Source organism: Deinococcus murrayi DSM 11303, assembly GCF_000482805.1.
GTDB lineage: Bacteria > Deinococcota > Deinococci > Deinococcales > Deinococcaceae > Deinococcus > Deinococcus murrayi.
Genome location: NZ_KI519505.1, coordinates 23,065 through 47,500 on the forward strand (window position 1 = coordinate 23,065; position 24,436 = coordinate 47,500).

Here is a 24,436-nt window from a genome sequence, read left to right on the forward strand (position 1 = left end):
CATATGGCCTCATATCCCTGGGGGGTAGCCAGTCTCCCCGCACGGCGCTAGGCTGGCGGGGATGGCATGGCGGGCACCGGGAACTCTGGCGGGCAGGCCGGAGTTCCGCTTCCGGTACGGCTCGCTGCTCGTCGTGCTTGTCGGGGTGATGGTGACCTCGGTGCTCACGCTGCTGCTGTCGCCGGGCGAGGGCTTCGCGGCGGTCGACCGCCTGGGGCTGGGACTGCTGGCCCTCAAAAACGTGGTCTTGAGCGTTTGGTTGTGGCGTCGCCCCGCAGACTTCGTGCGGGTGGGCCTGCTGGAGCTGGCGCTGGAAGCCGCCGCTGGGCTGTACAAGTTCTGGAGTGCGCTGCACGGCGGAAGCGAGGTGTTTGGGCTGGGGGCCTACAGTTACTGGCTTTCGCTGAACTACTTCGTGGCGTCACTCGTGCTGCGGCCCGGCGCGGCCCTTGCCGTCTCGCTGGGGTGGTTCGCGGCGCTCCTCACGGTGGGGGGGCTGTACTGGTTCTCGCCGGAAACCACGCCTGCCCAGCGGGCGGGGTCGGGCAACTCCTTGCTGCAACTGTACCTGTCGCACCTCACCCTGATGGCCTTTTTAACCCTGCAGGGGCGGCTGCTGCGGCGTTCTCTGCGGGCCATCGTCCGCGCCGAGCGTGAAGCCCGGTTTGCCCGCACGGACGGCCTCACGGACCTGGCCAACCGCCGGCAGCTCGATGCCTGGCTCGCGGAGACTGGGGGCTTCGCGGTCTGGAGCGTCATCCTCTTTGACATCGACCGCTTCAAGGAGGTCAACGACCGGCATGGGCACGCGGCGGGCGACCGGGTGCTTCAGGCGGTGGCTGGGGCAGCGCGCTCGGCCCTGGGTCCCGGCGAGCGGCTGGGGCGCTGGGGCGGCGAGGAGTTTCTCGTGGTGCTGCCGGGGCGGACGCAGGCGCAAGCGGCGCAGCTGGCCGGGCAGCTCTCGGCGGCGGTCGCGGGACTGGTGCTGCCGGAGATTGGCCCGGTGACCGTGAGCTGCGGGGTGGCTCAGGCGCAGCCCGGCGAGGCGGCGGGCGAGGTGCTGGCCCGCGCCGACGCTGCGATGTACCGCGCCAAGGCGGAGGGCCGGGCGCGGGTGCAGCTGGCGGGGTGAGGGTGAGTCAGTCCTCGGTCTCGCCCCGGCGTGCTCGCCACTCGGCGTAGGTCATTCGCTCCAGGTCGAAGGTGTCTCGCGTGTAGGTGTAGGTGCCGCGCCCCCCCAGGCGGCCCACCAGGTCGAGCGCCGCCGTCTCCACGTGGAGCCTTGCGGCGTCGGCCAGCGCGTCCGCCCGCAGGTGCAGGCCCAGCACCTCGCCCAGAATGACGCGGGTGCGGCCCACAGTCACCGTCTGGACCTCGCGGCACTCCAGCGCGGCAGGGCTGAGGGCCACCCGCGGCACCGCCACCCGCACGCCGGGGGCAAGCGCCACCCCCACCGCCCGCGCTTCGCCGCGCTCGCGCGGAAAGTCGGTCGCGGTTTCGTTCATGGCCCCGGCCAGCGCCGCGCTCACGAGGTTGACCGTGAACTCGCCGCCGGGGCCGATATGAAGCGCGGTGTCCTTGGGCGTGCCATCGGGGCGGTCGCCGGGGGCAAAGGCCACCACGGCGGGGTCCGTGCCCATCAGGCCGAAAAAGGAGTAGGGCGCGAGGTTGACCTCGCCGCCGGGTCCCAGGGTGCTCACCCAGGCGATGGGCCGGGGCACCACAACCGCCGTGAGCAGTTTGTAGCGCTGGGGCGCGGAAAGGGCGGCAAAGTCGAAGTGCTCGGAGGCGGGCACCGGGGCTTCAGGAGTCATGGGGCCAGCGTAGTGGCGGTATCCTGCCCGCGTGTCAGGGGACCCCCTCACCTACCGCGAGGCCTACGCACGGCTCTCGCGCATCGCCGCCGAACTCGAAAGTGGAGAAGCCGACCTCGACCGGGTTCTCCCCCTGCTGGAAGAGGCCCGCGCCGCCTACGCCGCTTGCCGGGAGCGCCTCGCGGCGGTACAGGCGGCCCTGGCAGAAGACTGGGATGGGGAGGAGGGCGAGGGAGAGGACACCGCCGAGACAGACGAGGTGGATTTCTGACGCGCCGAAACAGCGGGTATCCTCCCCTCATGAGTGACGTCCGCCGCGCTGCCCCCGAAGCTGCCGCAGCCGCCCCCCGCGTGAATCCCCTGGTGTACCGGGCGGTCCTGTGGGTGATGGGCTTGCCGCTGCGCTTGCGGGGAGAGCGCCTGGAGGTGCAGGGCCGCGAACACGTGCCGCCCCCCGGCACCCCCCTCATCGTGGCGGCCAACCACCGCACGGCCCTTGACCCCTTTGTTATCGCCCTCAGCCTGCCGCCGGGGCGCTTCCTTCAGTTCATGGCGAAAAAGGAGCTGTTTGTCCCGGTCATCGGCCACATCATCCGCGCTGGGGGGTCTTTTCCGGTCGACCGCAGCACGAATGACCTCGGCGCGGTGCGCACCAGCCTGCGCGTCTTGCAAGCGGGGGGCACGCTGGGCATCTTTCCGGAGGGCACCCGCAGCGGCGGCGAGCTGCACGGCGGGGTCGCGCTGCTGGCCCTCAAGGGCAAGGCCCCCATCCTGCCCGTCGGCCTGCGGCGCGAGGGGCGGCGCTGGCTGGTGCGCTTTGGGCCGCCCATCCCGCCCACCGGAAGTGTCAAGGCCCTCACCGCCGAGGTCGGCGACCGCCTCGCCGAACTCGCCGGAGAAGCCCTGCCCAGCCGCAGGGGGAGGGACGGGGGGCACTCAAGCGGCGGGGGAGAAGGCGCATAAAAGCCCCTTTTCCCCTCCGCTTTGCCCTATAGTGCCCCCCGACGGAGGCAGGGAAAGTCCGGTGAGAGTCCGGCACTGTCGCGCAACGGTAACCCCCCCAGGGGAAGTCCGAACACCGGCCCCGTCCCGGCCTTCGCCCCAGGGCGCAGCCGGATGGCCTGACCTCTCGCGGACTGGAGGGACCGCCCTGGCGCAGCGAAGCCGCCTCCCCGCGGGGCCGCGCCGCCGCCCCGGACGCGCCGCAGCCCCCCACTCCGCCCCCCACCGGGGCGGTGTTGTTGTCTTCGGCTTGCCGGCCCCGCGAGAAAAGAGGCTCAAAGGAGCAGCCATGAAGACTCTTCCTGCCAAAACTGCGCTGGCCGCGTCCCTGCTGGCCCTGCTGCCCGCCGCGGCGGCGACGACCTATCCCCTCACCCTCACCGATGACCTGGGCCGCAAGGTCACCCTCAAAGCGGAGCCGCGGCGCATCGTGAGCATGCTGCCCAGCACCTCCGAGACCCTGTGTGCTATCGGCGCTTGCGACAAGCTGGTTGGCGTCGACGACTACAGCGACTTTCCCCAGCAGGTGCAGCGCCTCCCCAAGCTGGGCGGGCTGTATGACCCCAAGGTTGAACAAATCGTGGCCCTCAAGCCTGACCTGGTGCTCGTGAGCAAGTACGGCAAGCTCGAAGCTCCCCTCACCCAAGCGGGCCTGACGGTGGTGGCGGTCAATCCCGAAACCTACGACGAGGTCTTTTCCAAGACGCTGACCCTGGGCCGCATTGTGAACCGCGAGACGCAGGCGAAAAACCTGGTGCTCAACATGCGCCGCGAGATTGCCAAGGTCGAGATTCTGACCAAAAACGCGGCCCGCAAGCCGACGGCCTACTTCGAGATTGACCCCACCCCCTACTCCATCGGGCCGAACTCCTTTATGGGCGTGCTGCTGACCAAAGCCGGAGCGCGCAACATCATTCCCGCCTCGCTGGGCGACTTTCCCAAGGTGGACCCCGAACTCATCGTGAAGGCCAACCCGGAGCTGATGCTGGGCCTCAGCCGTCAGCAGGCGGCGGCTCGCCCCGGCTGGAGTGGCCTCAGGGCGGTCAAGACGGGCCGGGTCATCGAGCTGCCCAAGGAGCTGAGGACCATCCTCAGCCGCCCCGGTCCCCGGCTGCCCCAGGCGCTGCGGGGGCTGGCGCAGCTGGTGCACCCGGAACTCTTCCGGTGAGGCTGGCGGGCCGTGAGCCTTGAGCGCCCCGCCGCTGCGAGTACGCCGCGCCCGTGGCGGCTGGGGCGCACCGCCGCGCTGGTGGCCGTCCTCCTCGCCGCCGTCGTGCTGGCGGTGGGCCTGGGCAGCGTGACCATTCCCCCGGCGGAGGTGCTCGGTGCCCTGGGGCGCGGGGTGACCAGCCTCTGGACGGGCGCGGCGCTTTCGCCCGAAGACACCATCGTCTGGCAACTGCGGCTGCCGCGGGTGGCGATGGGTGTGCTCGTGGGGGCGTGCCTGGCCGTGTGCGGGGCGGCTTTTCAGGGAGTCTTTCGCAACCCGCTGGCTGACCCCTACCTGCTGGGGGTGGCGAGCGGGGCGGGCCTGGGGGCGACCGTCGCCATCGTCGCGGGGTGGCCGCGCCCGCTGGTGCCGGTGGTGGCCCTCGCCGCGGCGCTGGGGGCGGTCAGCCTGACCCTTGCCCTGGCCCGCGAGGGCCGCCGCCTGCCCCCCACCCGGCTGATTCTGGCGGGGGTGGTCGTGGGCAGCGTCCTGAGCGCGGTGTCCACCTTTCTGATTCTGCGCGGCGAGGACCGGGCGCGGCAGGTGCTCGCCTACACCCTGGGTGACCTGGGCTTCAGCGGGTGGGGGGACCTGGCGACCGTCTTGCCCTACGCGCTGGCGGGGGGCGGCGTGCTGCTGGCGCTGGGCCGGGCGCTCGACACCCTGGGGCTGGGCGACCTCACCGCCCGCTCGCTGGGCGTGCCGGTCGAGCGGCTGCGGCTCCTTGTCGTGCTCGCCGCGAGCGTGGCGACCGCCGCCGCCGTCGCTTACGTGGGCATCATCGGCTTTGTGGGGTTGGTCGTGCCGCACGTCGTGCGCTTGGCATGGGGGGCGGGGCACCGGGTGCTCTTGCCCATCTCGGCCCTCGCGGGGGGCACCCTGCTGGTCCTCGCCGACCTGCTGGCTCGCACCACGCCCCTCTCGCAGGTGGGTGTGGTGACGACCCTGCTGGGGGGGCCGTTTTTTCTGTGGCTGCTGCGGCGGGGGGGCCATGAGTAGCCCGGTGACGGGCACGGGCACCCTGGAGGCCCGCGACCTCCATGTCCGTGCCGGGAGCTTTCCCGCCGTGCGGGGGGTGACGGCGGCCTTTCGGGAGGGCGAGTTTTGCGCGGTCATCGGGCCAAACGGGGCGGGCAAAAGCACACTGCTGCGGGCGCTGCTGGGCCTCACGTCGCCGCAGGCGGGCGAGGTGCGGTTGCTGGGCCGCTCCCTCCCGGAGTGGACGCGGGCGGAGCGGGCGCGGACGCTGGCCTACCTCGCGCAGGGGGAAGGGCTGCCGGAGGCGGCGCGGGTGCGCGACGTGGTGGCGCTGGGCCGGGGCGCGGGCGACTGGGCCTGGGGCCTGATTCCGCGCCGTCCCTGGACCGCCGAGGACGAGGCCGCCGTCGAGCGCGCCCTAGAGCGCACCGACACCGCTCATTTTGCCGAGCGGCGGGTGTCCGAGCTGTCGGGCGGCGAGCGCCAGCGCGTGAGCCTCGCCCGCGCCTTGGCCGCGCAGCCCCGGTTTCTGCTGCTCGACGAGCCGACCAATCACCTCGACCTCGCTTATGGCTTAGACATCATCCGGCACGCCCGCTGCGAGGCCGCCGGGGGGCTGGGGGTGGTGGCCGTGCTGCACGACCTCAACCTCGCTGCCCGCGCGGACCGCCTCGTGCTGCTGCACCGGGGGCAAGTGCTCGCCCAGGGCACCCCCGCAGGGGTCCTCACGCCCGCGCACCTGCACGCCGCCTACAGGTTGCGCGTGCGCGTGCTGCACGACGGGGACCGCCCCCTTATCCTGCCGGAGGACTGATGCCCGCCCGCTACTTCAAAACAAACGGCCATCTGCTCGTCTGCCAGGGCCAGCACTGCCAGGCGCGGGGGTCGTCGCTGCTGCACCGGGCACTCTGGAACCACCTGGAACGGCAGGCGCTCGCCTATTACAAGGCGGGCGGCAGCGTGCGCCTCACCGAAAGCGGCTGCCTGGGGGCCTGCTCCTTCGGCCCGACCCTCTGCGTTTACCGCGCTGCGGAGGGCGGGCTGGAGGAGGGCTGGTACGCGGCGGTGGACTTCCCGCTGGCGACCCGCATCGCCCAGGCGGTGCAGGACGGGACCGAGTTGCCGACAGAACGGAAGTACGGGCCGGAGTAGAGGGTAGACCGCCCTGGCCTGCGGGCGGGGTGCATGACAAGCGGGAAGCGGAGAGAACGTCCTCGGCAAGAGGAAACCCCGGTGTTTCCGCACCGGGGCCATCGAAAGGTGGTGAATCTCCGCTATGCACAAGAAGCGTACCACGCTTGCAGACGGCGTCAAAAGCTGACGCCAAAGCGGGTAACGGCCTGGGCCGGGGCAGTTTCCGCTGTCCTGCTCGCCGTCAAGCTCTTGGTGGAGATCATCCAACTGATCTTCCTCCCTTGACCTGAAGCCTCTCGTGCGCTCCCGCCGCGTTGCCACCTCGCCCAACGGCACCCCCCGGCTTCATAGGCCGGGGGTTTTTGCTGGTGCGGCGCGGGGCGAGAGGGTGAGTCCCGCTGAGCGCTGGCCCTAGCCCCGCACCACCTCTAACATCTTTTCGCCGTACTTGCGCAGCCGCTCCGGTCCCATGCCGCGCACGGCCCGGAGGTCTTCCAGCGTGTAGGGCACCCGGCGGGCGATTTCGGCCAGAGTCGCGTTGCTGGCGATGATGAAGCGGCTGACCTCCTGCCGCCGCGCCTCGGCGTTGCGCCACTCGCGCAGCCGAGCATAGATGGCCGCCTGCTCTTCGGTGAGGTCAGCGGCGGGGTCGGGGGCCGCGCCCGCTTCGCCCGCAGCGGGCAGGTCCGGAGCAAGGTCCGCGAGGGCGGCTGGGGGGGCGGCTTCCTCCGCCTCCCCAGCGGGCGCGGCGGCGTCGGGGGTGGCAAGGGGCGGCTGAACCTCCAGTTCGGGTTCATCGGGTCCGGCGCTGACTGGGGTGGGGAGGGGGGTGGGGTCCTCGTGGCCGCTGCTGCTGAGCACGATTTCGGGCACCCAGGGGGCCTCGGCGGGCGCTTCGGCGGCGGGGGCGGGGGCCTCAAAGGTCACGCGGGTGGGGGGGCCGTCTGGCAGCGGCTGGTCCGGACGGGCGGTGTCCGGCTCCGGGCTATCGGGAAAGGGGGCGAGGCGCGGTTCTTCGGCCCCCGCCGCTGCTGGCCGCTCTGGGCGCTCGCCCCGGTCGCGGCGAAAGCGGTCGCGGCGGGAGCGCGGCTCGTCGTCGCGGGCGGGACGGCGGGGGTCTCCCGGCTCTCGCGCCTCCCCGTCCGCACCGCGCAGCAGGCCGAGGGCCACCTCCGCGTCCTGCAAACCCGGCGTGAGCACGACCCCGCCCGCGACATTGCGGGTCGCGGCGAGCACGCCACCGGGGGGCCAAGGGGTGTCAGGGGCGCTGTCGGGCGGCAGCAGCAGCGCGGTGGGACCAAAGAGAAGGGCACGGCCCCCCAGTCGCTCGGCGAGCTGGCCCACCGTGCGGGCGATGCGGGCCAGGCGCAGCGGCAGGGTCGCCACGTCGCGCAGGGCGAGCGCGACCGCCGTGTCCGAGGGAGCGGGGGCGGCGGGAGCGGGGGCTTTTCCCTGGCCAAACAGCAGCGCGAGGTCGGTATCCCCGAAGCCCGTCAGGGTCACCCCACAGCGGTAAACGACGTAGGCCGCGCCCTGAGTCAACCAACCCCCGCCGGGGGCCAGGGTCGCATCCACGATGACGGGCACGCCGAGGCGTTCGGCGCGGCGCAGCAGCCGCTCGTCGGGTTCGGCCAGCCACACGGCCCGCGCTCCCCCCCAGTCGGCGTCCAGCCCGGCGGCGGCGAGGCCGACATTTGCCAGCGCTGCGCGGCTCACGCCCAGGCGCTCGTCTACCCGCACGGTGCCCGGCCCCAGCAGCGCTCCGAGTTGCCGGGCCAGCGCCGCCTCGCCCGCCAGGGTCAGGCCCCAGTCGGCCCCCTCCAGGTCGGCCAGCGCGCCGGCCAGCCGCGCGTGGGGGTCGCCGCGCTCGGCGTGCAGGGCCACCAGCCGGGCGTCAGGGCGGGCAGAAACGGGGGCAAGGTCAGCAGTCATGTTGCCTATTGTGCCGCACCGGGCCGCAGGCACGCCCCGCGGATGAGGGCAGGGTCAGGCCCGAAGAAAGCGCCCCGCCCCCCGGCGGGTCACTGGGCGGGCAGCCTCAGCACCCTGGTGGGCGAAGAGGACGCCTTCACGCCCTCCGGGGCCTCCCCCCTGACCCTGCGCTCGGTCACGACCTACCGGGGGCTGAACGCCCAGCGGCAGCACGTCTTCAAGACGCAGACGACCTTCCAGGCGTGGTCCTACGAGGTGCGGCTGGGGGCGAAGACGGGCAGACCTTCCGCGCCGAACTGCTGCCCCAGGGCAGCCGCGCGGGGGGCACTTTCCTCATCCGTCCCGACGGCCTGCTGGCGTCGAGCACCGACACCCAGGTTCTGCGCCGGCGCGTCACCCAGCAGACGACCCTGCGGGGGCGGTAGGCTCCTCAGCGCCCGAAGCGCCGCTCCCGTCCCTGAAAGTCCCGCAGCGCCCGTAAGAAGTCCACCCGGCGAAAGCCCGGCCAGTACACGTCGCAGAAATAAAACTCCGAATAGACGCTTTGCCAGAGCATGAACCCGCTGAGGCGAATCTCGCCACTGGTGCGGATGATGAAGTCGGGGTCGGGGATGCCCGCGGTGTAGAGATGGGCACTGATGTGCTCCGGCTTCAGCTCCGCGATGACGTCCGCGAGGCCAGCGCCCGCGGCGGCCCGCCCCGCGAGGTGGCACTTGACTGCGTCTACGATTTCCTCGCGGCCCCCGTACCCCACGGCGATATTGAGGGTCATGCCGTCGTACCCGGCGGTCTTTTCTTCCAGCTCGCGCAGGGCAGCCAGCACCTGGGGCGGAAAAGCGCCGTGCTGCCCGATGGCCCGCACCCGCACCCGGTGGGCGTGAATGCGCGGGTCGGTCGCGAGGCTGCGGGCTTCGCGCTCCAGCAGCCGCAGGATGTGGGCGAGTTCCTCCGGGTCGCGGCTGGTGTTGTCGGTGGACAGCACCCAGATGGTGACCGCTGGAATGCCCAGCTCCAGGCACCACTGGAGGACCTCGTGGGCTTTTTCGGCCCCGAAGGAATGCCCCAGCTCGCGCTGTAGCCCGGCGGCGCGGGCATAGCGGCGGTTGCCGTCCAGAATGAGGCCCAGGTGCCGGGGCAGCCGCCCGTGCCCCCGGACCTCGCGCAAAAGCCGCCGCTCGTAGCCCCACAGCAGCGCCCCGCGTCCCGCGTCCCGGACCTTGCGGAGGCTATGCAGCGCGGCGTAGAGGGGAGGGCGGCTCATCTCGGCGGGCAGTCTAGCGCCTAGGTCGCGGGGGCGGGGTCCCTCCAAAGACGGAGGTCATAGGATTCCGGATGAACAGTTCTGGAAGAACGGTGAATCCCGACGAGCGGGAGAAGGAACCAGGATGACGGAGAGGAGTGAAAGCACCGTACTGGCACAGCTCCGCAGGAGAGCGGAGCGAAGGGGCTGGAACGGATTCTTCGGAATCCGTATCACTCCGGCGCAAACAGTGACGCCGCCCGCTGCCGCCACAGCGCGAGCGCCTTGTGGTCCAGCCGCGAGAGGGCCTCCCCCGCGACCGGGACCGGGGCCGGGCCGCCCGCCCCCGCGTAGACCGCCAGCCGTATCCGGCGGTGGGTCATCGTATGCCGCACCTCGCCCAGCTCGCCGCGAACGGCAGCCCCCAGCCGAGCGCTCAGGCGGGCCAGGGCGGCGGCGTCCCCCTCGTCCCCGCGCACCTCCTCGCTGGGCAGGCCCATGAGTCCCCCCAGCAGCGAGCCGCCGCGCCGCTCCAGCACGGCCCGCTCCGCGTCCCCGATGAGCAGCGCGACCGCCCGCACCTCGCGCACCGCCGCCCGCTCCTGCGGGGCCGGAAAGCCCGCCGGGTGGCCCGACGCCCGCGCCGCGCACCAGCCCGCGAGCGGGCACTCGGCGCAGCGGGGGGCCTTGGGGACGCAGACGGTCGCGCCCAAGTCCATCAGCGCCTCATTCCAGGCACCGGGGCGAGCGGGGTCTAACAGTTCGTCGGCGCGGGCCTGCACCCAGGCGGGAGAGGGCCGCGCCTCGCCCCACAGCCGCGCGAGCACCCGGCGCACATTGCCGTCATTGACCGCCCGCGCTTCGCCGTGCGCGAGGCTGCTGACCGCCGCCGCCGTGTACGGTCCCACCCCCGGCAGCGCCCGCCAGCCCTCGTAACTCTGCGGCCAGCCCTCCCGCACCACAACCCCCGCCGCCCGGTGCAGGTTGCGGGCGCGGGCGTAGTAGCCGCAGCCCTCCCAGGCCTTGAGCACCGCTTCGAGGGGCGCGGCGGCCAAGGCTTCTACGGTCGGAAAGGCCGCGAGAAAGCGCTCGAAGTACACCCGGCCCCGCGCGACCTGCGTTTGCTGAAGCAGCACCTCTGACACCCACACCCGGTAGGGGTCGCGCCCGCCCTCCGGTCCCCTGCGCCAGGGCAGGTCGCGGCCCCGCGCGTCAAACCAGGTCAGCAGCGCCCGGCGCAGGGCGGGAAGGTCGGCGAGCGCGGGCGTCACAGAAGGGAAGATAGCGGCGTCCGCCGCCGCAGAAAGCGGGGCGGGGAGCGCACTCTGGGACGGGCCTTGAGCCGAGCTTGAGCCAGCTCCCTACAGAAATGGGGAGGTGCGGAGGGGCTATGTGCTATGCAGGAACAAGCAATGGTCCTGCGCCGTGTCAACGGCTGGGAGCGTGGCAATCACCTGGAGGGGGGTAATGCGAACGCGGGAGGCGACCTTGAAGGCGTACAAGTACCGCCTGTATCCCACACGGGCGCAGGAGGACGCGCTGAGCCTTACCCTCACGCTCTGCCAGCGTCTGTACAACGGGATGCTCGAAGAACGGCGGGGCGCGTACAAGAAGGCGGGCAAGAGTCTCACCGCCTACGACCAGATGAAGTCCTTACCGGAGGTCAAAGCCGCCCTCCCGGAGTATCAGGGCGTCAATGCCCAGGTGCTTCAGGATGTCGCCAAAAGGCTGGACAAGAGCTTCAAGGGCTTCTTCCGGCGCGTGAAAGCGGGGCACAAAGCCGGATACCCGCGCTTTCGTGGGCGGGACAGGTACGACAGCTTCACGTACCCCCAGCCGAGTCAGCACAGCGTCTCCGGGGACGGGAAGCATGTCTATCTGCCCAAAATCGGCAACGTCCGCATTCGGTTGCACCGACCTTTTTCGGGCAAGCTCAAGACCCTCACCGTCAAGCGGGAGGGCCAGGAGTGGTACGCGGTGCTGACCTGCGAAGCCCCCAGGGCCGAACCCCTGCCGCTCACCGGGAGTGCGGTGGGGATAGACCTGGGGGTGAATCATCTCGTCATCACCTCCGATGGGGAGTTCGTGGACAACCCGCGCTTTTTGCGTTCAGCCCAGAAGCGGCTCCGGGTGGCGCAGCGTTCCCTGTCGCGCAAGAAGCGGGGGAGCAACCGGCGCAAGAAGGCGAAAGCCGCTGTCGCTCGGTTGCACCTGAAGGTGAAGCGCCAGCGGGACGACTTGCACCACAAAGTCGCCCTGAAGCTGGTGCGGGAGAACGACCTCATCGCGCATGAGGAACTGAACATCACTGCTCTGACCCGAACCCGGTTGAGCAAAAGCGTGCTGGATGCGGGCTGGGCCGGTTTGCTGGACAAACTGCGGGCCAAAGCGGAAGAAGCTGGGCGCGTCGTGGTAGGTGTTTGCCCCAAGTACACCTCGCAGGACTGCCACCAGTGCGGGCATCGGGAGAAGCATTCCCTGTCCGTGCGGGAGTTCATCTGCAAGGGGTGCGGGGCGGTTCTGAACCGAGACTGGAACGCCGCCATGAATATTTTGGCAAGGGCCTTGCCATCGGTGGGCAACGTAGACCAACGGGTCATGCGTTCACCGAGAAGCCCCGCGATTCATCGCGGGGAGTAGGTCACTTCATCCTCGCCAACGACCGCGACGAGCTGTGGTTTATCTGCCAGCGGCACCTGCGCTTTGCGGGGCTGCACGACACGGCGGCCCACCACCTCCCCGGCCCTGACCCCCTGCTGGGGAGCGCGGCAGACTGAGACACCGAGGGGCGGACGCCCCCGCCGGGACGTCCGCCCTCCTTCTTCTGACCCTTACGGCAGGCTCTTGACGTAGTTGTAAATGGCCTCGATGCGCTCTGGGGTGGCTTCTTTTCCGTTCAGGCCGACTTCGGCAAAGCGGGGCATGACGGGCGCGAGGGTGCGGCCTCCGGGGGCTTGGCCGTGCAGCACGGCGGCGGCAAAGTCGGTTCCAGACCAAGCGGCGCTCGCGGCCAGGCCGGGGCCGACGCCGCCTTGAGCCTGTGCCCCGTGGCAGCCCCCGCAACTGCTGGCATAGAGGGCTTGCCCATTGACCGCCGCGTCTCCGGTGGCGGGCATCACGGTAGCCCCGCCGCCCGTCTCGTGTGCGACCCCCACCCCGGCGCGGTAGGACCCCATGCCGATGGCGGCAGCGAGCGCGGCAAAGACGACAAAAGCCGTGATTTCCCGGCGGCTGAATCCGTCCCCCGCCATCAGTAGAGCCTCCAGCCGGGCACAAGCTGCATCTCGGCGAAGAGCCGCGCCATGACGGGGCCGTACATCAGCACCACCAGCACGAGCGCGGCCGCCCACAGCGCCAGCAGCGGCTCGGTGGCCCTGACGAGCGGGCTGGCCGTCGCGAGGCTCTCGCCCGCCGGGCTGATGGCCTCCGAGTAGGGGAGGGGGGCGGCTTGCTCGCCGTCATCCACCCGCGGGGACAGGAGCATCCGGAAGAGCACGGAGAAGTACAGCACCGCGCTGACGAGCAGAATCACGCCGCTGACCGCGGTCAGCAGGGTGGGCAGGGCGAGGGGAAGGTTGCCGAAGGCGTCCACTGCCGCCGCGCTGACCTGCGAGCGCCGGGGCACCCCGTACAGCCCCTGCCAGTGCATGCCGAGCGCAAAGACCATCATGCCGAAAAACCACGTCCACACCGACCACGAGGCCAGGCGCAGGGAGGGCAGCCGCTTGCCGGTTAGGTGTGGAATCAGCCACAGGGAGACCCCCATAAAGGTCAGGGTGGTAGCGGTCCCCACCGTGATGTGGAAGTGTCCTGGAATCCAGGTGGTGTTGTGCACCACCCCAGAGAAAGACGAGCTGGCGTTCACGACGCCGCCCGCGCCCCCCGCGATAAAGGACACCATCGCCAACACCTGGGCGCTGAAGACCGCGTTCCCCCACGGCAGCTGGGCCACCCAGCCAAAGAGGCCCCGGCCTCCGCGGGCGCGGGCCGCGTCCTCCAGGGCCGCCCCCACGCTAAAGGCGGTCAGGAGGCTGGGCACCGCGATGAGGAAGGTCAGGAACATGTGGATGTTCTTCCAGAGATTGGGGATGTTGGGGTCGGCGTACTGGTGGTGCAACCCGACGGGCACGCTGCTGAGCAGGAACATCACGAACACCAGCCGGGTCAGGGGTTCGGAAGCGAGGCGGCCCCCCGCTTGCCGGGGCAAAAAGGCATACCACGAGATGTAGGCGGGCAGCACCCAGAAATACACGATGGCGTGCCCGGTCCACCAAAACAGCGTTTTGGAAACCAGGGGGTCAACGCCCCCCACCAGCCCCAGCGACCAGGGAATCAGCAGCGCGACAACCTCCACAACGATGCCGAGCGCGGCCAAGGCCCACATCATCCAGGTCGCCACGCTCATAAAGGCGACGAGGGGGGTCACCTTGCCGGGGTTGGCCCGTTTCCAACGCAGCCAGGTGTGCACGACCTGCCCCACCACGAGCAGGCTGGACCCCACCATGAGGGCCGCTCCGATGTAAAAGAGGGCGTCCCCCTGCATGGGCGGGTAGAAGGTGTACAGCAGTGTGGCCCCGTTCGTGAGCAGAGGCACGGCAGCCAGCAGGAGGCCCAGGGTCATCAGGGCGTAGGTGAACCACGCGAAGCGCAGGTTGATGCGCATCCCCAGGTCGCGCACCGGGAGATACAGCATCCAGCCAGAGATAAAGAACTGGGTAAAGACGAGCGCATTGAGCACCCCGTGCAGCGAGAGGCCCTGGTAGTAAGACCCCAACAGGTTGCGAATGACGGGCCACTCATAGACGTTGATGCCGCCGTAGTTGAGCGCTTGCAGCGGCCCGATGAGGACGCCGATGAAGAGCGCGAGAAAGGCGGTCACAATGTAGAACTGGGTGACTTTCTTGAGCGAGGCGAGGTAGGCCACGTCGCCCACCGCCGGAGCCTCGCGGATGGGATGAACGAGTGGTGCGGGCCTTGAGGAAATCGTCACAGGTCTACTCCGTTTGGTTCTGGGTGCCCGGAGCCTCCACCACAATGGTGTTCACCATGTTGTGATGTCCGGTGCCGCAGTACTCGTTGCACACCAGGCTGAGGGTTCCGGGACGGCGGAAGGTCGTGGTAAAGCTCGTCACCTGCCCCGGAATCGCCGTCGCGTTGATGTTGGTGCCCGTCACCTGGTAGCCGTGCATCACGTCCGCCGAGGTGAGGTGGATGGTCACCGGGCGTCCGGCGGGTACCCGCAGGGTGGCGGGCTGAAAGGCAAAGGCGCGGGCGACCACAAAGGCTTCCAGCGTGCCGTCGGGGTTCTCGCGCAGGCCCGGCTCGGCAAAGGGCGTAGCGGCGAGGTTGCGGGGGTCGAGGCGGCCACTTTCCACCCCGGTGATGTGATGGCCCCCCCCGGTGCCTTCGATGGCTGTATACGTGCCGCTGATGAAGCTGGCGATGGCCGCGACGAACAGCAGCACCGCCATCAGGGTGGCGATGCCAAACCAGATGGCCTCGTAGCGCTCCAGAGAATGATGCTCTAGCCGGGGCGCGGGCGCGGACGGGCGGGGAGCCATCTCAGCTCCGCCCCTGCTGCACGCCGAGCACCAGCATCCACAGCCAAATCATCGTGAGCACCAGCACGGCCACCACCATCAGCGTGCCGATGGGCGCGGTGCCGGGGGCGTGCTCTTCGGGGGCGGCCTCCTGAGCCGGGGGGCGGTCGGTAGATGCGGGGGGTCGGGTCATGGGGTCGGCTCCTGGAGGGTCTGCGGGACTGGCTCTGCGGCGTAGGCGCGCAGCAGGTCGGTCACGGTGACCATGCCCATCACCTCGCCGCGCTCGCTGACGACGGGCAAGCCGCCGATGCGCCGCGAGAGCAGGGTGCGGGCCACGTCGCGGGCGTCGGCGTCGGGGGTGGTCGTGATGACGCTGCGGCGCATCACGTCGGCGACGCGAATCCCGGCGAGCTGGGTGGTGGCCTCCCACATGCTCAGGGTGGTCACCCGGCCCGGCAGGGTTTCGCGCAGGTCGCGGTCGGTCACGATGCCGACCAAGGTGGTGCCCTCCACCACGGGCAAGCGGCGAATCCCGTGCTGGCGCAGGAGGTGGGCCGCATCCGGCACACTCAGGTCGGGCGCGGCACAGACGGGGGGACGACTCATCAGTTCGGAAACAAGCAAGGTAAAGCCCTCCTCATTGCGGAGGGTCTCGCCGGGGCATTACGGGGTCATTACCGGGGGAGCATCCAGCCCTCAGCTTCTGGCAAGCCGCCCCGCGCTGGGGGGGCGGGGCTGGGACAGTGAGCCAGGGGGCCTCTGAACCGAGCTGGCGGCTGGATGCTGGTGCTGGCTGCTGGTGCTGGCTGCTGGGAGCTGCCTTTACGGCTCCTTTGGCCCCCGCAGCGCCGTCAGCAGCGGAGCGCGGTGCTGCTGCTCGGCCTCGCGGCAGACCAGTTCCCCGGCCTTGAGGCGCTCGGCGAGGAGCACGGTGTCGGGCATGGGGGTATCGCCCACCTCGTCGCGCAGGAAGCGGCGGTAGCGGCGGTAGTGCTCGACCGCCTCGAAGCGCCCGCGGGTCTGGGTGAGGCAGGCCATCAGGCGCTGGTGGTGGTCCTCGCCAAGGTAGGGGTCAGCCCCGACCGCCTGCCCCAGCGCCTGCACCGCGAGCGGGCATTCCCGGCGCAGGCAATGCAAGGTCGAGAGGGCCACGTAGGCCCGCACCCGCAGCGAGCGCCAGTAGAGCCTCGCCTCCTCGACCCACTCGGCGCGAATCTGCGGCAGGTACTCGCCGTCCACGCACGACAGTGCCCGGCGCAGCGCCTCCTCGCGCCCCGCGTCGTCCTTCGCGTGGGCAGCGGCTTCCATACCGCCTTGCAAAATCGCCGTGTCGCTCGCGGCCAGCAGGTCGGGGTGCAGCAGGTAGCGCCCGCGCACCTCGGCCACCGCGTCGGGGCGGCCCAAGGTGGCCCGCAGGCGGTGCAGCGCCACCCGGAAGCGGTTGGCGGCGGCGGGGGTGTCGTCTAGGCCCCACAGGTCCGCAAGCAGCTCGGCGCGGTAGGCCCCGTTCGGGTGCGCGTGCAGGTACCACAGCAGCTCTTCCGCGCTGCGGGCGGGCCAGCTCAGGGGTTGGCCATTCACCGTAACCAGTGCGTCACCGAGGGTCCGTAGGTGCAGGGCCGGGGGGGCAAGCCGGGGACTCGTCATTTCTCGTGACTCCCTTCACGAATAGCCTGCGCTGGTGCGAACAGGCAGGTGTCCCGACTGAAGGCGGAAGGCTTTCGCCAACTGTAGCACTCCTCGCAATCTTGCGTCGCTCGGAGGTCTCGCGCAGCATGGCCTCATGAGTGACCTCATCCCCGCTCGCCCGGAGTTCCTCAGCCTCTTTCCCCCGGAAGCCCGCGTGACCCGCCTCGCGGGGGGCTTGGCCTGGGCGGAGGGGCCAACCTACGTGCCTTCGCGGCGGGGGGTGGTCTTTAGCGACGTGCGCCAAAACCGCACCTGGCGCTGGACGGACGCGGGCACCCTGGAGGAGGAACTGCACCCCAGCGACCACCAAAACGGGCATTGCCTCGATGCCCAAGGCCGCCTCGTCGCCTGCTCGCACGGGCGGCGGGCGCTGCTGCGGCAGGAGGAGGACGGCGAGTGGACGGTCCTCGCGGACCGCTTTGGGGGCCGCCGCCTGAACAGCCCCAACGACGTGACCCTGCACCCGGACGGCAGCCTATGGTTCTCGGACCCCACCTACGGCCTCGACAAACCCGAAGAGGGCTACGGCGGGGAGAAGGAACAGCCCGGCAACTTCGTCTACCGCCTCGCGCCGGACGGCACCCTGACCGCTCCCATCCGCGACCGCCGGATGCCCAACGGCCTGGCCTTCCAGTCGCCTGACCTCCTGCTGCTCGCCGACACGGGCAAAGGCGACGGCCACATCCACGCCTACCGGGTCACCCCGAACGGCGAAGCGACGTATGAGCGGGTCTGGGCCACCGTCCGCCCCGGCAAGACCGACGGCCTGCGGGTCGACGAGGCTGGGCGGGTCTGGAGCAGCGCGGGGGACGGCGTGCACGTCCTGTCGCCCCAGGGGGAGGAACTGGGCCGGGTCGCCGTGCCCGAAACGGTCGCCAACCTCTGCTTCGGGGGGCCGCAGGGGACCGACCTCTACATCACCGCGAGCACCGGGCTGTACCACGTGCCGACGCGGGTGCGGGGGCGGGGCTGACAGGCAACAAGGGACGGGGCGCGTGGCCCCGTCCCTCTCCCATCCTGCCTCGCCTCAGCGCAAGCGGGCCTTGTCGTGCAGCTTCTTGGCGATTTCCAGGATTTCGCCCATGTCCCATTCCGGCGAGAAGGCGGCCGAGTCGTGGCCGCCGTCGACGGGCTGGCCACCCTCGATGGAGGTGTACTCGTCGACAAAGACTTCCGAGCCGTCTTCGGGGTGGGTGCCCTGCCAGACGGTGCCGAGCTGGGTGAAGTCGGTGTCGCTGAAGCGGTAGAGCTTGCGGTGCACGCCCTGCTCCATCAGCCGCTTGGATTCGGGGATGAGGTGGGTCGGGATGTTGGGCATGGGCAGCAGCTTTTCCATGTTCACGCCCGACAACGACTCCAGCGCCTTGGCATAGGCAATCTGGTGCACGCCCCCGCGCACGAGCAGATACCCCACGAGCGCCTTCGCGGTGGGGTCGTCCACCATCTCGTAGACGCGCAGCTTGTTGTGCCGCGCCGCGCCCTCCAGAAAGAAGTTGTGGGTCAGGTCCAGCATGAGGTTGCCGCTGGAGTACACGTAGTCCCCCGTCCAGGCCTTGCCGTGCGAGTCCGCAATCATCGCCCCCGGTCCCGCCGCGATGAAGTGCTTGGCGTAGCGCACGTCCTGGGCGTAGGAAAAGGGATGGGTGGTGGGGTCAATCGGCTCCTCGCGTTCCTTGACCTCTGGCCCGGCGAGCAGGCTGTTGATGGTGGCGGCCACCAGCTCCACATGCCCCAGTTCCTCAGCGGCGATGTTGGCGATTAGCTCGTAGTAGGGCCGCAGGGTGTCCTTGCCCCGGAAGTTAAAGGACTGGGTCATGTAGTTCATCAGGGTGGACATCTCGCCGAATCTCCCGCCCATCAGCTCCTGCACGGTGGCCGCGCCGTTGGGGTTGGCTTCTTTGGGAAGCGGGAGGTCAAACTGCAACTTGTCGATGCGTAGGAACATGGGAACCCTCCTCGAACAGTGAGTCACGTGGGTGCATGGGGCCGACCGGTTCATATCTGATGGGGACACCCCCGTCAGAGTGGTGAGGCCCCCCACCATGTGAAGGTCGCCGCAAGGTTCGCCGCGGGAAGCTGACCCTCTGGCAACTCGCCTTAACCGAGCTATCAGCGCCCCCTTCCGGCGGGGCGTTAGGGTGCCGCCGACATAGGAGGTCGGTATGGGCATGTTGGACGGCAAAGTCGCCCTGATGACGGGCGCGGCGAGCGGCATCGGGGCGAGCACGGCGCGGCGCTTCGCGCAGGAGGGTGCCCGCGTGATTCTCGCTGACATGCAGGATGAGGCAGGTCAGCAGGTTCTGAGCGAGATTGCCGGGGCCGGCGGGCAGGCCCTCTACGTCCACTGCGACGTGTCGGACGCCGACTCGGTGCGGGAAGCGGTGGAGGCCGGGGTGCGCGAGTTCGGGCGGCTCGACATCGTGTTCGCCAACGCGGGGGTGAACGGGGTGTGGGCACCCATCGACGAGTTGCAACCGGAAGAGTGGGACCAGACCCTCGCCATCAACCTGCGGGGCACCTACCTCACCGTGCACTTCGCGGTGCCGCACCTCAAGCGGGCGGGGGGCGGCAGCATCATCGTGACGAGCAGCGTCAACGGCACCCGCACCTTTTCCAGCCCCGGCGCGAGCGCTTACAGCACGTCCAAAGCGGGGCAGGTGGCCTTGACCAAGATGATTGCGCTGGAGTTGGGCCGTCACGGCATCCGCTGCAACGCCGTTTGCCCCGGCCTCATTCACACCGACATCGAGGAGCGCACCGAGCACCGGGGCACCGAGAAGCTGGGCATCGAGGTCGAGTTGCCGGAAGGCAGCCCCGCGCTGAACGAGGGCGAGGGCAGCCCCGCCGATGTGGCGGACACCTGCCTCTTTCTCGCCTCGGACCTCAGCCGCCACGTGTCGGGGGTTGAGATTTACGTGGACGGCGGGGCCTCGCTGCTGCGCTGAGCCGCCCCCCTCCTCCCGAAAGGACTCCTATGGGCCTCATCGTCGTTTCCAACCGTGAACCCTACGCGCCCCGGAAGGGAGAAGAGGGCCGCCTCGCCTGGGTGCCCTCCATCGGGGGCCTGACCGCTGCCCTCGACCCGGCCCTGCGGCGCTTGGGCGGCACCTGGATTGCTTGGGGCGAGCGGCACCCGGAGGTGCGCGAGGTCGAGCTGCCGCAGGACGCGCCGCGCTACCGCCTGCGGCGGCTGCCCCTCTCGGAAGCCGAGGTGCGCGACTACTACCACGGTTTTTCCAACCGGGCGCTGTGGCCCATGAGCCATTACTTTGTCGAGCGTACGACCTACCTCTCGGCACAGTGGCGGACGTACGAGGCGGTCAACCGCCGCTTTGCGGAGGCCGTGCTGGAAAGCGGCGCGCCGGACGACCCCGTTTGGGTCCACGACTACCAGCTCGCGCTTGTGCCGCAGCTTATCCGCGACGCCCGCCCCCGCGCCCGCATCGGCTTTTTTTGGCACATCCCCTGGCCGTCGTCCGAGATTTTCCGCACCCTCCCCTGGGACCGCGAGCTGCTGACGGGGCTGCTGGGGGCCGACCTCATCGGCATGCACACCCCCGACTACGTGCGCCACTTTCTCTCGGCCTGCCGCCGGGTGCTGGGAGCAGAGACGGAGGGCGACACCGTGCACTGGCAGGGCCGGGCGGTGCGGGTGGTGGCCCGCCCCATCGGCATCGAGGTGGACGAGTACGCGGCGCTCGCCGCTCGCCCGGAGGTCGAAGAGGCCGCTGGCCGCCTGCGCCGCACCCTGCAAACGCAACTGCTGTTGGGGGTCGACCGCCTGGACTACACCAAGGGCATTCCCGAACGCCTGGAGGCCTTTGACGCCTTTTTGGACACCCACCCGGAGGCGCGGGGCCGGGTGACCCTCTTGCAGGTGGCGGTGCCCAGCCGCGAGCAGGTCGAGTCCTACCGCCAGTTGCGCTCGCGGGTAGAAGGGCTGGTGGGGCGCATCAACGGCAAGCACACGCGGGACGGCTGGTCGCCCATCCAGTACATCTACCGCGGCATGGGCCGCGAGGAACTGGTCGCCCACTACCGCGCCGCCGACGTGATGCTGGTAACGCCCCTGCGTGACGGCCTCAACCTCGTTGCCAAGGAGTTCCTGGCCTGCTCGCGCGATGGGGTGCTGGTGCTCTCGCGCTTTGCCGGAGCCGCCGACGAGCTGCCCGAAGCCGTGCAGGTCAACCCCTACAACCCCACCGGGTTGGCAGAGGCCCTCAACGAGGCGCTCGGCATGTCCCTGGAGGAAAAAAAGGCCCGCCTGACCCGCTTGCAAGAGCGGCTGCGCGGCAGCGACCTGCGGGCCTGGGCCGACGGTTTCGTGGCGGAGCTAAGCGGCGCATGAGCCTGCCCCCGGACCTCCTTGCCCTGGGAAAGCGGCCTCTCCTTGTCCTGGCCGACTATGACGGCACCCTCGCGCCCATCGTCCCCCGCCCGGAGGAGGCGTGGCCACAGCCGGGGGCGCGGGAGGCGCTGGAGCGCCTGCTGGCGGGGGGGCGGCACCGCGCCGCCATCGTGACCGGACGCCTCGCCGCGCAGGTCCAAGCCTTTCTGAGGCTCCCCGACCTGCCCGTCGTCGGGCTGCACGGGATGGAGTGGCCCGGCGAGACGCTGGCCGCCCCCGACGCGGCAGCGCGCCGTGCCCTCATCGCCCAGCTGCCCGACCTTCCCGGCCTGCGGTTGGAAGACAAAGGCTGGACCTTGGCCGTCCACTCCCGCGAGGTGCCCGCAGGGCGGCAGGCCGAGGCCGAAGCCCGCCTCGCCGCCCTGCCCCTCCCCCCCGGCTGGGAGGCGGTGGCGGGCAAAAAGGTCCGCGAGTTCCGGCCCAGCGGCTTCGGCAAGGGCCGGGCGGCGGCGCGGCTGGCGGGGCTGCACTCAGAGCACCTTCCCGTCTTTCTCGGCGACGACGTGACCGACGAGGAAGGCTTCGTGCGGGTGCGGGCACTGGGCGGCGTGACCGTCAAGGTGGGGGAGGGCGACACCGCCGCCGAGCACCGGGTGAACAGCCCCGCCGACGTGGTGGCGCTGCTGCGGGCCTGGGGGGACGCCTAGCCCTCCGTGCCCACCACCGCCTGCACCCGCCCCACCTGGCCGGAGGTCAGCCGCACCTTGATGCCGTGCGGGTGGGTGGGCGATTTGGTGAGCAGCGCCGCGACCACGCCGCGGGTGAGCCTGCCGGTGGCTTGTTCCTGCTTTTGCACGATGTCCACGGTAAGGCCGGGGCGAATCTGGGCACGGGAGGGGGGCATGGGGGGAGGATAGGGGAGAGGGATGATTGGGCGAGGCACCTCGTTACTACTCATTCGCCCGGAACGTCCGCTGCGCCGCTTCCTGCCGAAAATCCTCTGTCTCTGCGTTCGCGCTGTAGACGCGGTTCAGCGCCGCCGTCACGTCCTCGCTGCTGTGCCTTGCCAGATACTCCCGCAGGGCAGCCCGGCACAGTTCGCTCCGGCTCACGCCCAACCTTTGCGCCAGAGCCTCGACCTCGGCAAAGGTCGGGTCGTCCAGAGGGAAGGACACTCGCACCGTAGGAGTATGAAGGGGCATGGCCTGGGCGGAATGAGTGAACTACGCGCCAGCGTGAACGACCTGCTCGGCGACAGTGCTCCGTGGTCCCCCTCCACCGCCGCCAGCACCTGCTTTCCCTCACACCTCCAGCGCCAGCTTATCTACGTCATTCAGCAGCGGGGTCCCCGCCGGGTACTCCCCAGTGAAGCACGCCCCGCACAGGCCGGAGCCGCCGATGGCCTCCCGCAGCCCACGCTCGCTGATGAAGGCAAGGGTGTCCGCGCCGATAAGCTGGCGGATTTCCTCAACGCTGTGGGTGCTGGCGACGAGTTCCTTGCGGGCAGCGGTGTCGATGCCGTAGAAGCACGGGTGGGTGATGGGCGGGCTGGACACCCGGAAGTGAACCTCCCGCGCCCCCGCTTCGCGCAGCAGGGTCACAATCTGGCGGCTGGTGGTGCCGCGCACGATGGAGTCGTCGACGAGGATGACCCGGCGGCCCCGCACTGCGGAGGTGGGCGAGAGCTTCATCTTGACCTTCAGTTCGCGGGCCTCCTGGGTGGGGGCGATGAAGGTGCGGCCCGCGTAGGGGTTCTTGTACAGGCCGTAGTCAAAGGGAATGCCGCTCTCGCGGGCGTACCCGATGGCCGCGCCGATGCCGGAGTCGGGCACGGGCACCACGATGTCGGCCTCCACCGGGGCTTCGCGGGCGAGCTGCGCGCCCATGCGCAGGCGGCTCTCGTGGATGTCCACCCCGTCGAGTTCGCCGTCGCTGCGGGCGAAGTAAATCCACTCGAAGGAACAGGGGGTGGGCCGTTTCGGTTCCACCATCAGCGAGTGCAGCCCGTCCCGGTCGAACCACACCAGTTCGCCCGGCTGCACGTCCCGGATGAGGCGGGCACCGACGGCGTAGAGGGCGCACGGCTCGGAGGCGAGCACCCACGCGCCGTCTGCCCGCTGGCCAATCACCAGGGGCCGCACCCCGTGCGGGTCGCGGAAGCCCAGCAGTTGCGTGCGGCTCATCAGCACGCAGGCGTAGCCGCCCTTCAGCTCCCTCATCGCGCTGGCGGTGGCCTCCACCAGGTCCATCCGCGACTCGCGGGCAATCAGGTTCAGCATGACCTCCGAGTCGTTGGTGGTCTGAAAGAGCGCCCCTTCCAGCAGCATCTGGTTACGCACCTCGCGGGCATTCACGAAGTTGCCGTTGTGCGCCAGGCCCAGGATGCCCTTGTTCGTGCGGGTGGTGAGGGGCTGGGCGTTAAAGCGCAGGTTCGAGCCGGTCGTCGAGTAGCGCACGTGCCCGATGCTCACGCGGGCATTCGGCAACCGCAGCCCGTCGAGCCGCCGCTCATCGAAGACCTGCGAGACCAGCCCAAGGTCTTTGTCGACGTGAAAGCGGTCACCGTCGCTGACGCACATACCCGCCGCCTCCTGGCCCCGGTGTTGCAGGGCAAAGAGGCCCAGGTAGGTCAGCCACGCGAGGTCCCCCGGCTGGGGCGAGTACAGGCCAAAAACGCCGCACTCGTCCTGGGGCTTGTCGGTGGCGGGGTCAAAAATCATGGTTGAGGTCCTTTGGGGGGTGATGGAGTGGGTCAGACGCCCCCTCACCCCCGGCCCCTCTCCCACCGGGGGAGAGGGGAGTGCAGAGGTAGATTGCCTTATGGGGACGCGGCATGTGAGGCGGGAGATACAGAGGGCGCGGGCTTTGAGACGTGCTCAGACGCCGGAAGAAGAGATGCTCTGGCGCGCGCTGCGAAACCGTTTTCAAACTTTGAAGTTCCGCCGTCAACAACCCATCGGACCTTACATCGCCGATTTCGTCTGCTATCAAGCCAAGTTGGTGATTGAACTGGACGGCTCCCAACATGCCGGGGAGTCCGCCCGTGCCTATGACGCTGTCCGAACAGAGTTCTTGGAAGCGGGGGGCTTCAGGGTCCTGCGTTTTTGGAACAGTGAGGTCCGCTTCAACCTGCAAGGGGTCATCCAGAGCATTCAGACCCATCTGCCCTAACCCCCCTTGCTCCCCTCTCCCCTCGTGGGAGAGGGGCCGGGGGTGAGGGGGCATGTGGCCAACGCTGTTCCCCATACTCACCCCAAAATCTCCCGCAGCGGCGCTTCCCAGGCGGCTTTCAGCGTCTCAAGGCTCACGCTCAACTGTACGTTCGCCCCGCTCAGGACAATGGTGACCCGGTCACTCCCCGGCAGGCTCTCGCCCAGCGCCGCGTAGGGCACGCCGAGGCCGCCCAGCAGGTCCTGCGCGGCCTCCTCGTGGCCCACGGGCACGGCGACGATGACGCGGCTGTGTGCCTCCCCGAAGAGCACCGCGTCGGGGCGCACGCCCTCCGGCACGTTCAGGGTGACCTGGAGGCCCTGCCCGCCCGCAATC

At 70.0% G+C, this 24,436-nt stretch carries 29 protein-coding genes (1 of these 29 cut by a window edge); 14 read left to right on the forward strand and 15 right to left on the reverse strand.

Annotated features, from left to right (window positions below):
- Nucleotides 1-61: 61 nt before the first annotated feature.
- A complete protein-coding gene (locus H565_RS15860; RefSeq protein ID WP_051363623.1) occupies nt 62-1,132 on the forward strand; it encodes a GGDEF domain-containing protein in 1,071 nt (356 codons plus the stop codon).
- A gap of 7 nt (nt 1,133-1,139) precedes the next feature.
- On the opposite strand, the gene H565_RS0113115 is transcribed toward H565_RS15860, so the two are convergent.
- Complete coding sequence (locus tag H565_RS0113115; RefSeq protein ID WP_034409633.1) at nt 1,140-1,814, reverse strand: flavin reductase family protein; 675 nt, start codon at nt 1,812-1,814, stop codon at nt 1,140-1,142.
- A gap of 31 nt (nt 1,815-1,845) precedes the next feature.
- Between H565_RS0113115 and xseB the strand changes: the two genes are divergently transcribed.
- The 6 genes from xseB (at nt 1,846) to H565_RS0113145 (ending at nt 6,156) form a co-directional block, all read left to right on the forward strand.
- Nucleotides 1,846-2,085: an exodeoxyribonuclease VII small subunit gene (gene xseB, locus H565_RS15455; protein WP_034409634.1), complete on the forward strand. Its 240-nt coding sequence runs from the start codon at nt 1,846-1,848 to the stop codon at nt 2,083-2,085.
- A 29-nt stretch (nt 2,086-2,114) separates the two neighbouring features.
- Nucleotides 2,115-2,777 (forward strand): lysophospholipid acyltransferase family protein, encoded by a 663-nt coding sequence (locus H565_RS15460; RefSeq protein WP_051363624.1) that lies wholly within the window; start codon nt 2,115-2,117, stop codon nt 2,775-2,777.
- 328 nt (nt 2,778-3,105) lie between these two features.
- Nucleotides 3,106-3,984 (forward strand): ABC transporter substrate-binding protein, encoded by an 879-nt coding sequence (locus tag H565_RS0113130; RefSeq protein ID WP_027461443.1) that lies wholly within the window; start codon nt 3,106-3,108, stop codon nt 3,982-3,984.
- Nucleotides 3,985-3,996: 12 nt separating this feature from the next.
- Nucleotides 3,997-5,025: a FecCD family ABC transporter permease gene (locus H565_RS0113135; RefSeq protein ID WP_027461444.1), complete on the forward strand. Its 1,029-nt coding sequence runs from the start codon at nt 3,997-3,999 to the stop codon at nt 5,023-5,025.
- Entirely contained in the window at nt 5,018-5,818 is an 801-nt protein-coding gene (locus H565_RS0113140; protein ID WP_027461445.1) for an ABC transporter ATP-binding protein, read from the forward strand. Before H565_RS0113135 ends, H565_RS0113140 begins: the two co-directional genes overlap by 8 nt.
- Nucleotides 5,818-6,156 (forward strand): (2Fe-2S) ferredoxin domain-containing protein, encoded by a 339-nt coding sequence (locus tag H565_RS0113145; RefSeq protein WP_027461446.1) that lies wholly within the window; start codon nt 5,818-5,820, stop codon nt 6,154-6,156. The genes H565_RS0113140 and H565_RS0113145 overlap by 1 nt, the downstream gene beginning before the upstream one ends.
- 393 nt (nt 6,157-6,549) lie before the next feature.
- Here the strand turns inward: H565_RS0113145 and H565_RS0113150 are convergent, their stop codons facing one another.
- Nucleotides 6,550-8,070 carry an HRDC domain-containing protein gene (locus tag H565_RS0113150; protein WP_027461447.1) on the reverse strand — a complete coding sequence of 507 codons (1,521 nt, stop codon included), beginning with the start codon at nt 8,068-8,070 and terminating at the stop codon, nt 6,550-6,552.
- A gap of 242 nt (nt 8,071-8,312) precedes the next feature.
- On the opposite strand from H565_RS0113150, the gene H565_RS0113155 reads away from it, so the two are divergent.
- Complete coding sequence (locus H565_RS0113155) at nt 8,313-8,495, forward strand: hypothetical protein (protein WP_027461448.1); 183 nt, start codon at nt 8,313-8,315, stop codon at nt 8,493-8,495.
- 5 nt (nt 8,496-8,500) lie between these two features.
- Here H565_RS0113155 and H565_RS0113160 read toward each other — a convergent pair whose 3' ends face one another.
- Both H565_RS0113160 and mutY read right to left on the reverse strand, forming a co-directional pair.
- The gene (locus H565_RS0113160; protein ID WP_027461449.1) at nt 8,501-9,331 is read right to left on the reverse strand and encodes an isoprenyl transferase; all 831 of its coding nucleotides are present in this window, start codon (nt 9,329-9,331) and stop codon (nt 8,501-8,503) included.
- A gap of 212 nt (nt 9,332-9,543) precedes the next feature.
- Nucleotides 9,544-10,581 (reverse strand): A/G-specific adenine glycosylase, encoded by a 1,038-nt coding sequence (gene mutY / locus H565_RS0113165; RefSeq protein WP_027461450.1) that lies wholly within the window; start codon nt 10,579-10,581, stop codon nt 9,544-9,546.
- Between the two features lie 196 nt (nt 10,582-10,777).
- Between mutY and H565_RS0113170 the strand changes: the two genes are divergently transcribed.
- A complete protein-coding gene (locus tag H565_RS0113170) occupies nt 10,778-11,950 on the forward strand; it encodes an RNA-guided endonuclease InsQ/TnpB family protein (protein WP_027461451.1) in 1,173 nt (390 codons plus the stop codon).
- A 191-nt stretch (nt 11,951-12,141) separates the two neighbouring features.
- Here H565_RS0113170 and H565_RS0113175 read toward each other — a convergent pair whose 3' ends face one another.
- The 6 genes from H565_RS0113175 to H565_RS15470 form a co-directional block, all read right to left on the reverse strand.
- A complete protein-coding gene (locus H565_RS0113175) occupies nt 12,142-12,561 on the reverse strand; it encodes a c-type cytochrome (RefSeq protein WP_027461452.1) in 420 nt (139 codons plus the stop codon).
- The gene (locus H565_RS0113180) at nt 12,561-14,300 is read right to left on the reverse strand and encodes a b(o/a)3-type cytochrome-c oxidase subunit 1 (RefSeq protein WP_157469074.1); all 1,740 of its coding nucleotides are present in this window, start codon (nt 14,298-14,300) and stop codon (nt 12,561-12,563) included. The genes H565_RS0113175 and H565_RS0113180 overlap by 1 nt, the downstream gene beginning before the upstream one ends.
- A 4-nt stretch (nt 14,301-14,304) precedes the next feature.
- Nucleotides 14,305-14,871, reverse strand: coding sequence for a cytochrome c oxidase subunit II (locus tag H565_RS0113185; RefSeq protein WP_027461454.1), 567 nt, complete (start codon nt 14,869-14,871; stop codon nt 14,305-14,307).
- A gap of 1 nt (nt 14,872) precedes the next feature.
- Nucleotides 14,873-15,043, reverse strand: coding sequence for a hypothetical protein (locus H565_RS16500; RefSeq protein WP_157469077.1), 171 nt, complete (start codon nt 15,041-15,043; stop codon nt 14,873-14,875).
- The gene (locus tag H565_RS15465; protein WP_211232134.1) at nt 15,040-15,477 is read right to left on the reverse strand and encodes a CBS domain-containing protein; all 438 of its coding nucleotides are present in this window, start codon (nt 15,475-15,477) and stop codon (nt 15,040-15,042) included. The genes H565_RS16500 and H565_RS15465 overlap by 4 nt, the downstream gene beginning before the upstream one ends.
- Before the next feature lie 198 nt (nt 15,478-15,675).
- Complete coding sequence (locus H565_RS15470; RefSeq protein WP_051363626.1) at nt 15,676-16,500, reverse strand: AfsR/SARP family transcriptional regulator; 825 nt, start codon at nt 16,498-16,500, stop codon at nt 15,676-15,678.
- A 136-nt stretch (nt 16,501-16,636) separates the two neighbouring features.
- Between H565_RS15470 and H565_RS0113205 the strand changes: the two genes are divergently transcribed.
- A complete protein-coding gene (locus tag H565_RS0113205; RefSeq protein WP_027461455.1) occupies nt 16,637-17,515 on the forward strand; it encodes an SMP-30/gluconolactonase/LRE family protein in 879 nt (292 codons plus the stop codon).
- A 54-nt stretch (nt 17,516-17,569) separates the two neighbouring features.
- Here H565_RS0113205 and H565_RS0113210 read toward each other — a convergent pair whose 3' ends face one another.
- Complete coding sequence (locus H565_RS0113210; RefSeq protein WP_027461456.1) at nt 17,570-18,487, reverse strand: manganese catalase family protein; 918 nt, start codon at nt 18,485-18,487, stop codon at nt 17,570-17,572.
- 223 nt (nt 18,488-18,710) lie between these two features.
- Here H565_RS0113210 and H565_RS0113215 point away from each other — a divergent pair, with 223 nt between their 5' ends.
- From H565_RS0113215 to otsB, 3 genes are read left to right on the forward strand one after another with little or no spacing between them, the layout of a single operon-like run.
- A complete protein-coding gene (locus H565_RS0113215) occupies nt 18,711-19,487 on the forward strand; it encodes an SDR family oxidoreductase (protein WP_245576231.1) in 777 nt (258 codons plus the stop codon).
- A 29-nt stretch (nt 19,488-19,516) separates the two neighbouring features.
- Entirely contained in the window at nt 19,517-20,890 is a 1,374-nt protein-coding gene (locus H565_RS0113220; protein ID WP_027461458.1) for an alpha,alpha-trehalose-phosphate synthase (UDP-forming), read from the forward strand.
- Complete coding sequence (gene otsB, locus H565_RS0113225) at nt 20,887-21,597, forward strand: trehalose-phosphatase (protein WP_027461459.1); 711 nt, start codon at nt 20,887-20,889, stop codon at nt 21,595-21,597. Before H565_RS0113220 ends, otsB begins: the two co-directional genes overlap by 4 nt.
- Here the strand turns inward: otsB and H565_RS0113230 are convergent.
- The 3 genes from H565_RS0113230 to purF form a co-directional block, all read right to left on the reverse strand.
- Nucleotides 21,594-21,794 (reverse strand): YwbE family protein, encoded by a 201-nt coding sequence (locus H565_RS0113230; RefSeq protein ID WP_027461460.1) that lies wholly within the window; start codon nt 21,792-21,794, stop codon nt 21,594-21,596. The two genes, otsB and H565_RS0113230, sit on opposite strands and share 4 nt — an antisense overlap.
- 46 nt (nt 21,795-21,840) lie before the next feature.
- Nucleotides 21,841-22,071 (reverse strand): CopG family ribbon-helix-helix protein, encoded by a 231-nt coding sequence (locus H565_RS15475; RefSeq protein ID WP_034404071.1) that lies wholly within the window; start codon nt 22,069-22,071, stop codon nt 21,841-21,843.
- Nucleotides 22,072-22,191: 120 nt separating this feature from the next.
- A complete protein-coding gene (gene purF / locus H565_RS0113240) occupies nt 22,192-23,610 on the reverse strand; it encodes an amidophosphoribosyltransferase (RefSeq protein ID WP_027461461.1) in 1,419 nt (472 codons plus the stop codon).
- Nucleotides 23,611-23,710: 100 nt separating this feature from the next.
- Between purF and H565_RS0113245 the strand changes: the two genes are divergently transcribed.
- Complete coding sequence (locus tag H565_RS0113245) at nt 23,711-24,061, forward strand: endonuclease domain-containing protein (protein ID WP_027461462.1); 351 nt, start codon at nt 23,711-23,713, stop codon at nt 24,059-24,061.
- 77 nt (nt 24,062-24,138) lie between these two features.
- Here the strand turns inward: H565_RS0113245 and purL are convergent, their stop codons facing one another.
- Nucleotides 24,139-24,436, reverse strand: partial view of a phosphoribosylformylglycinamidine synthase subunit PurL gene (gene purL, locus H565_RS0113250; RefSeq protein WP_027461463.1) — the end only. It continues 1,943 nt past the right edge of the window; 298 of the gene's 2,241 nt are visible here — the last part of the coding sequence; its start codon lies off the right edge, out of view; it ends in the stop codon at nt 24,139-24,141.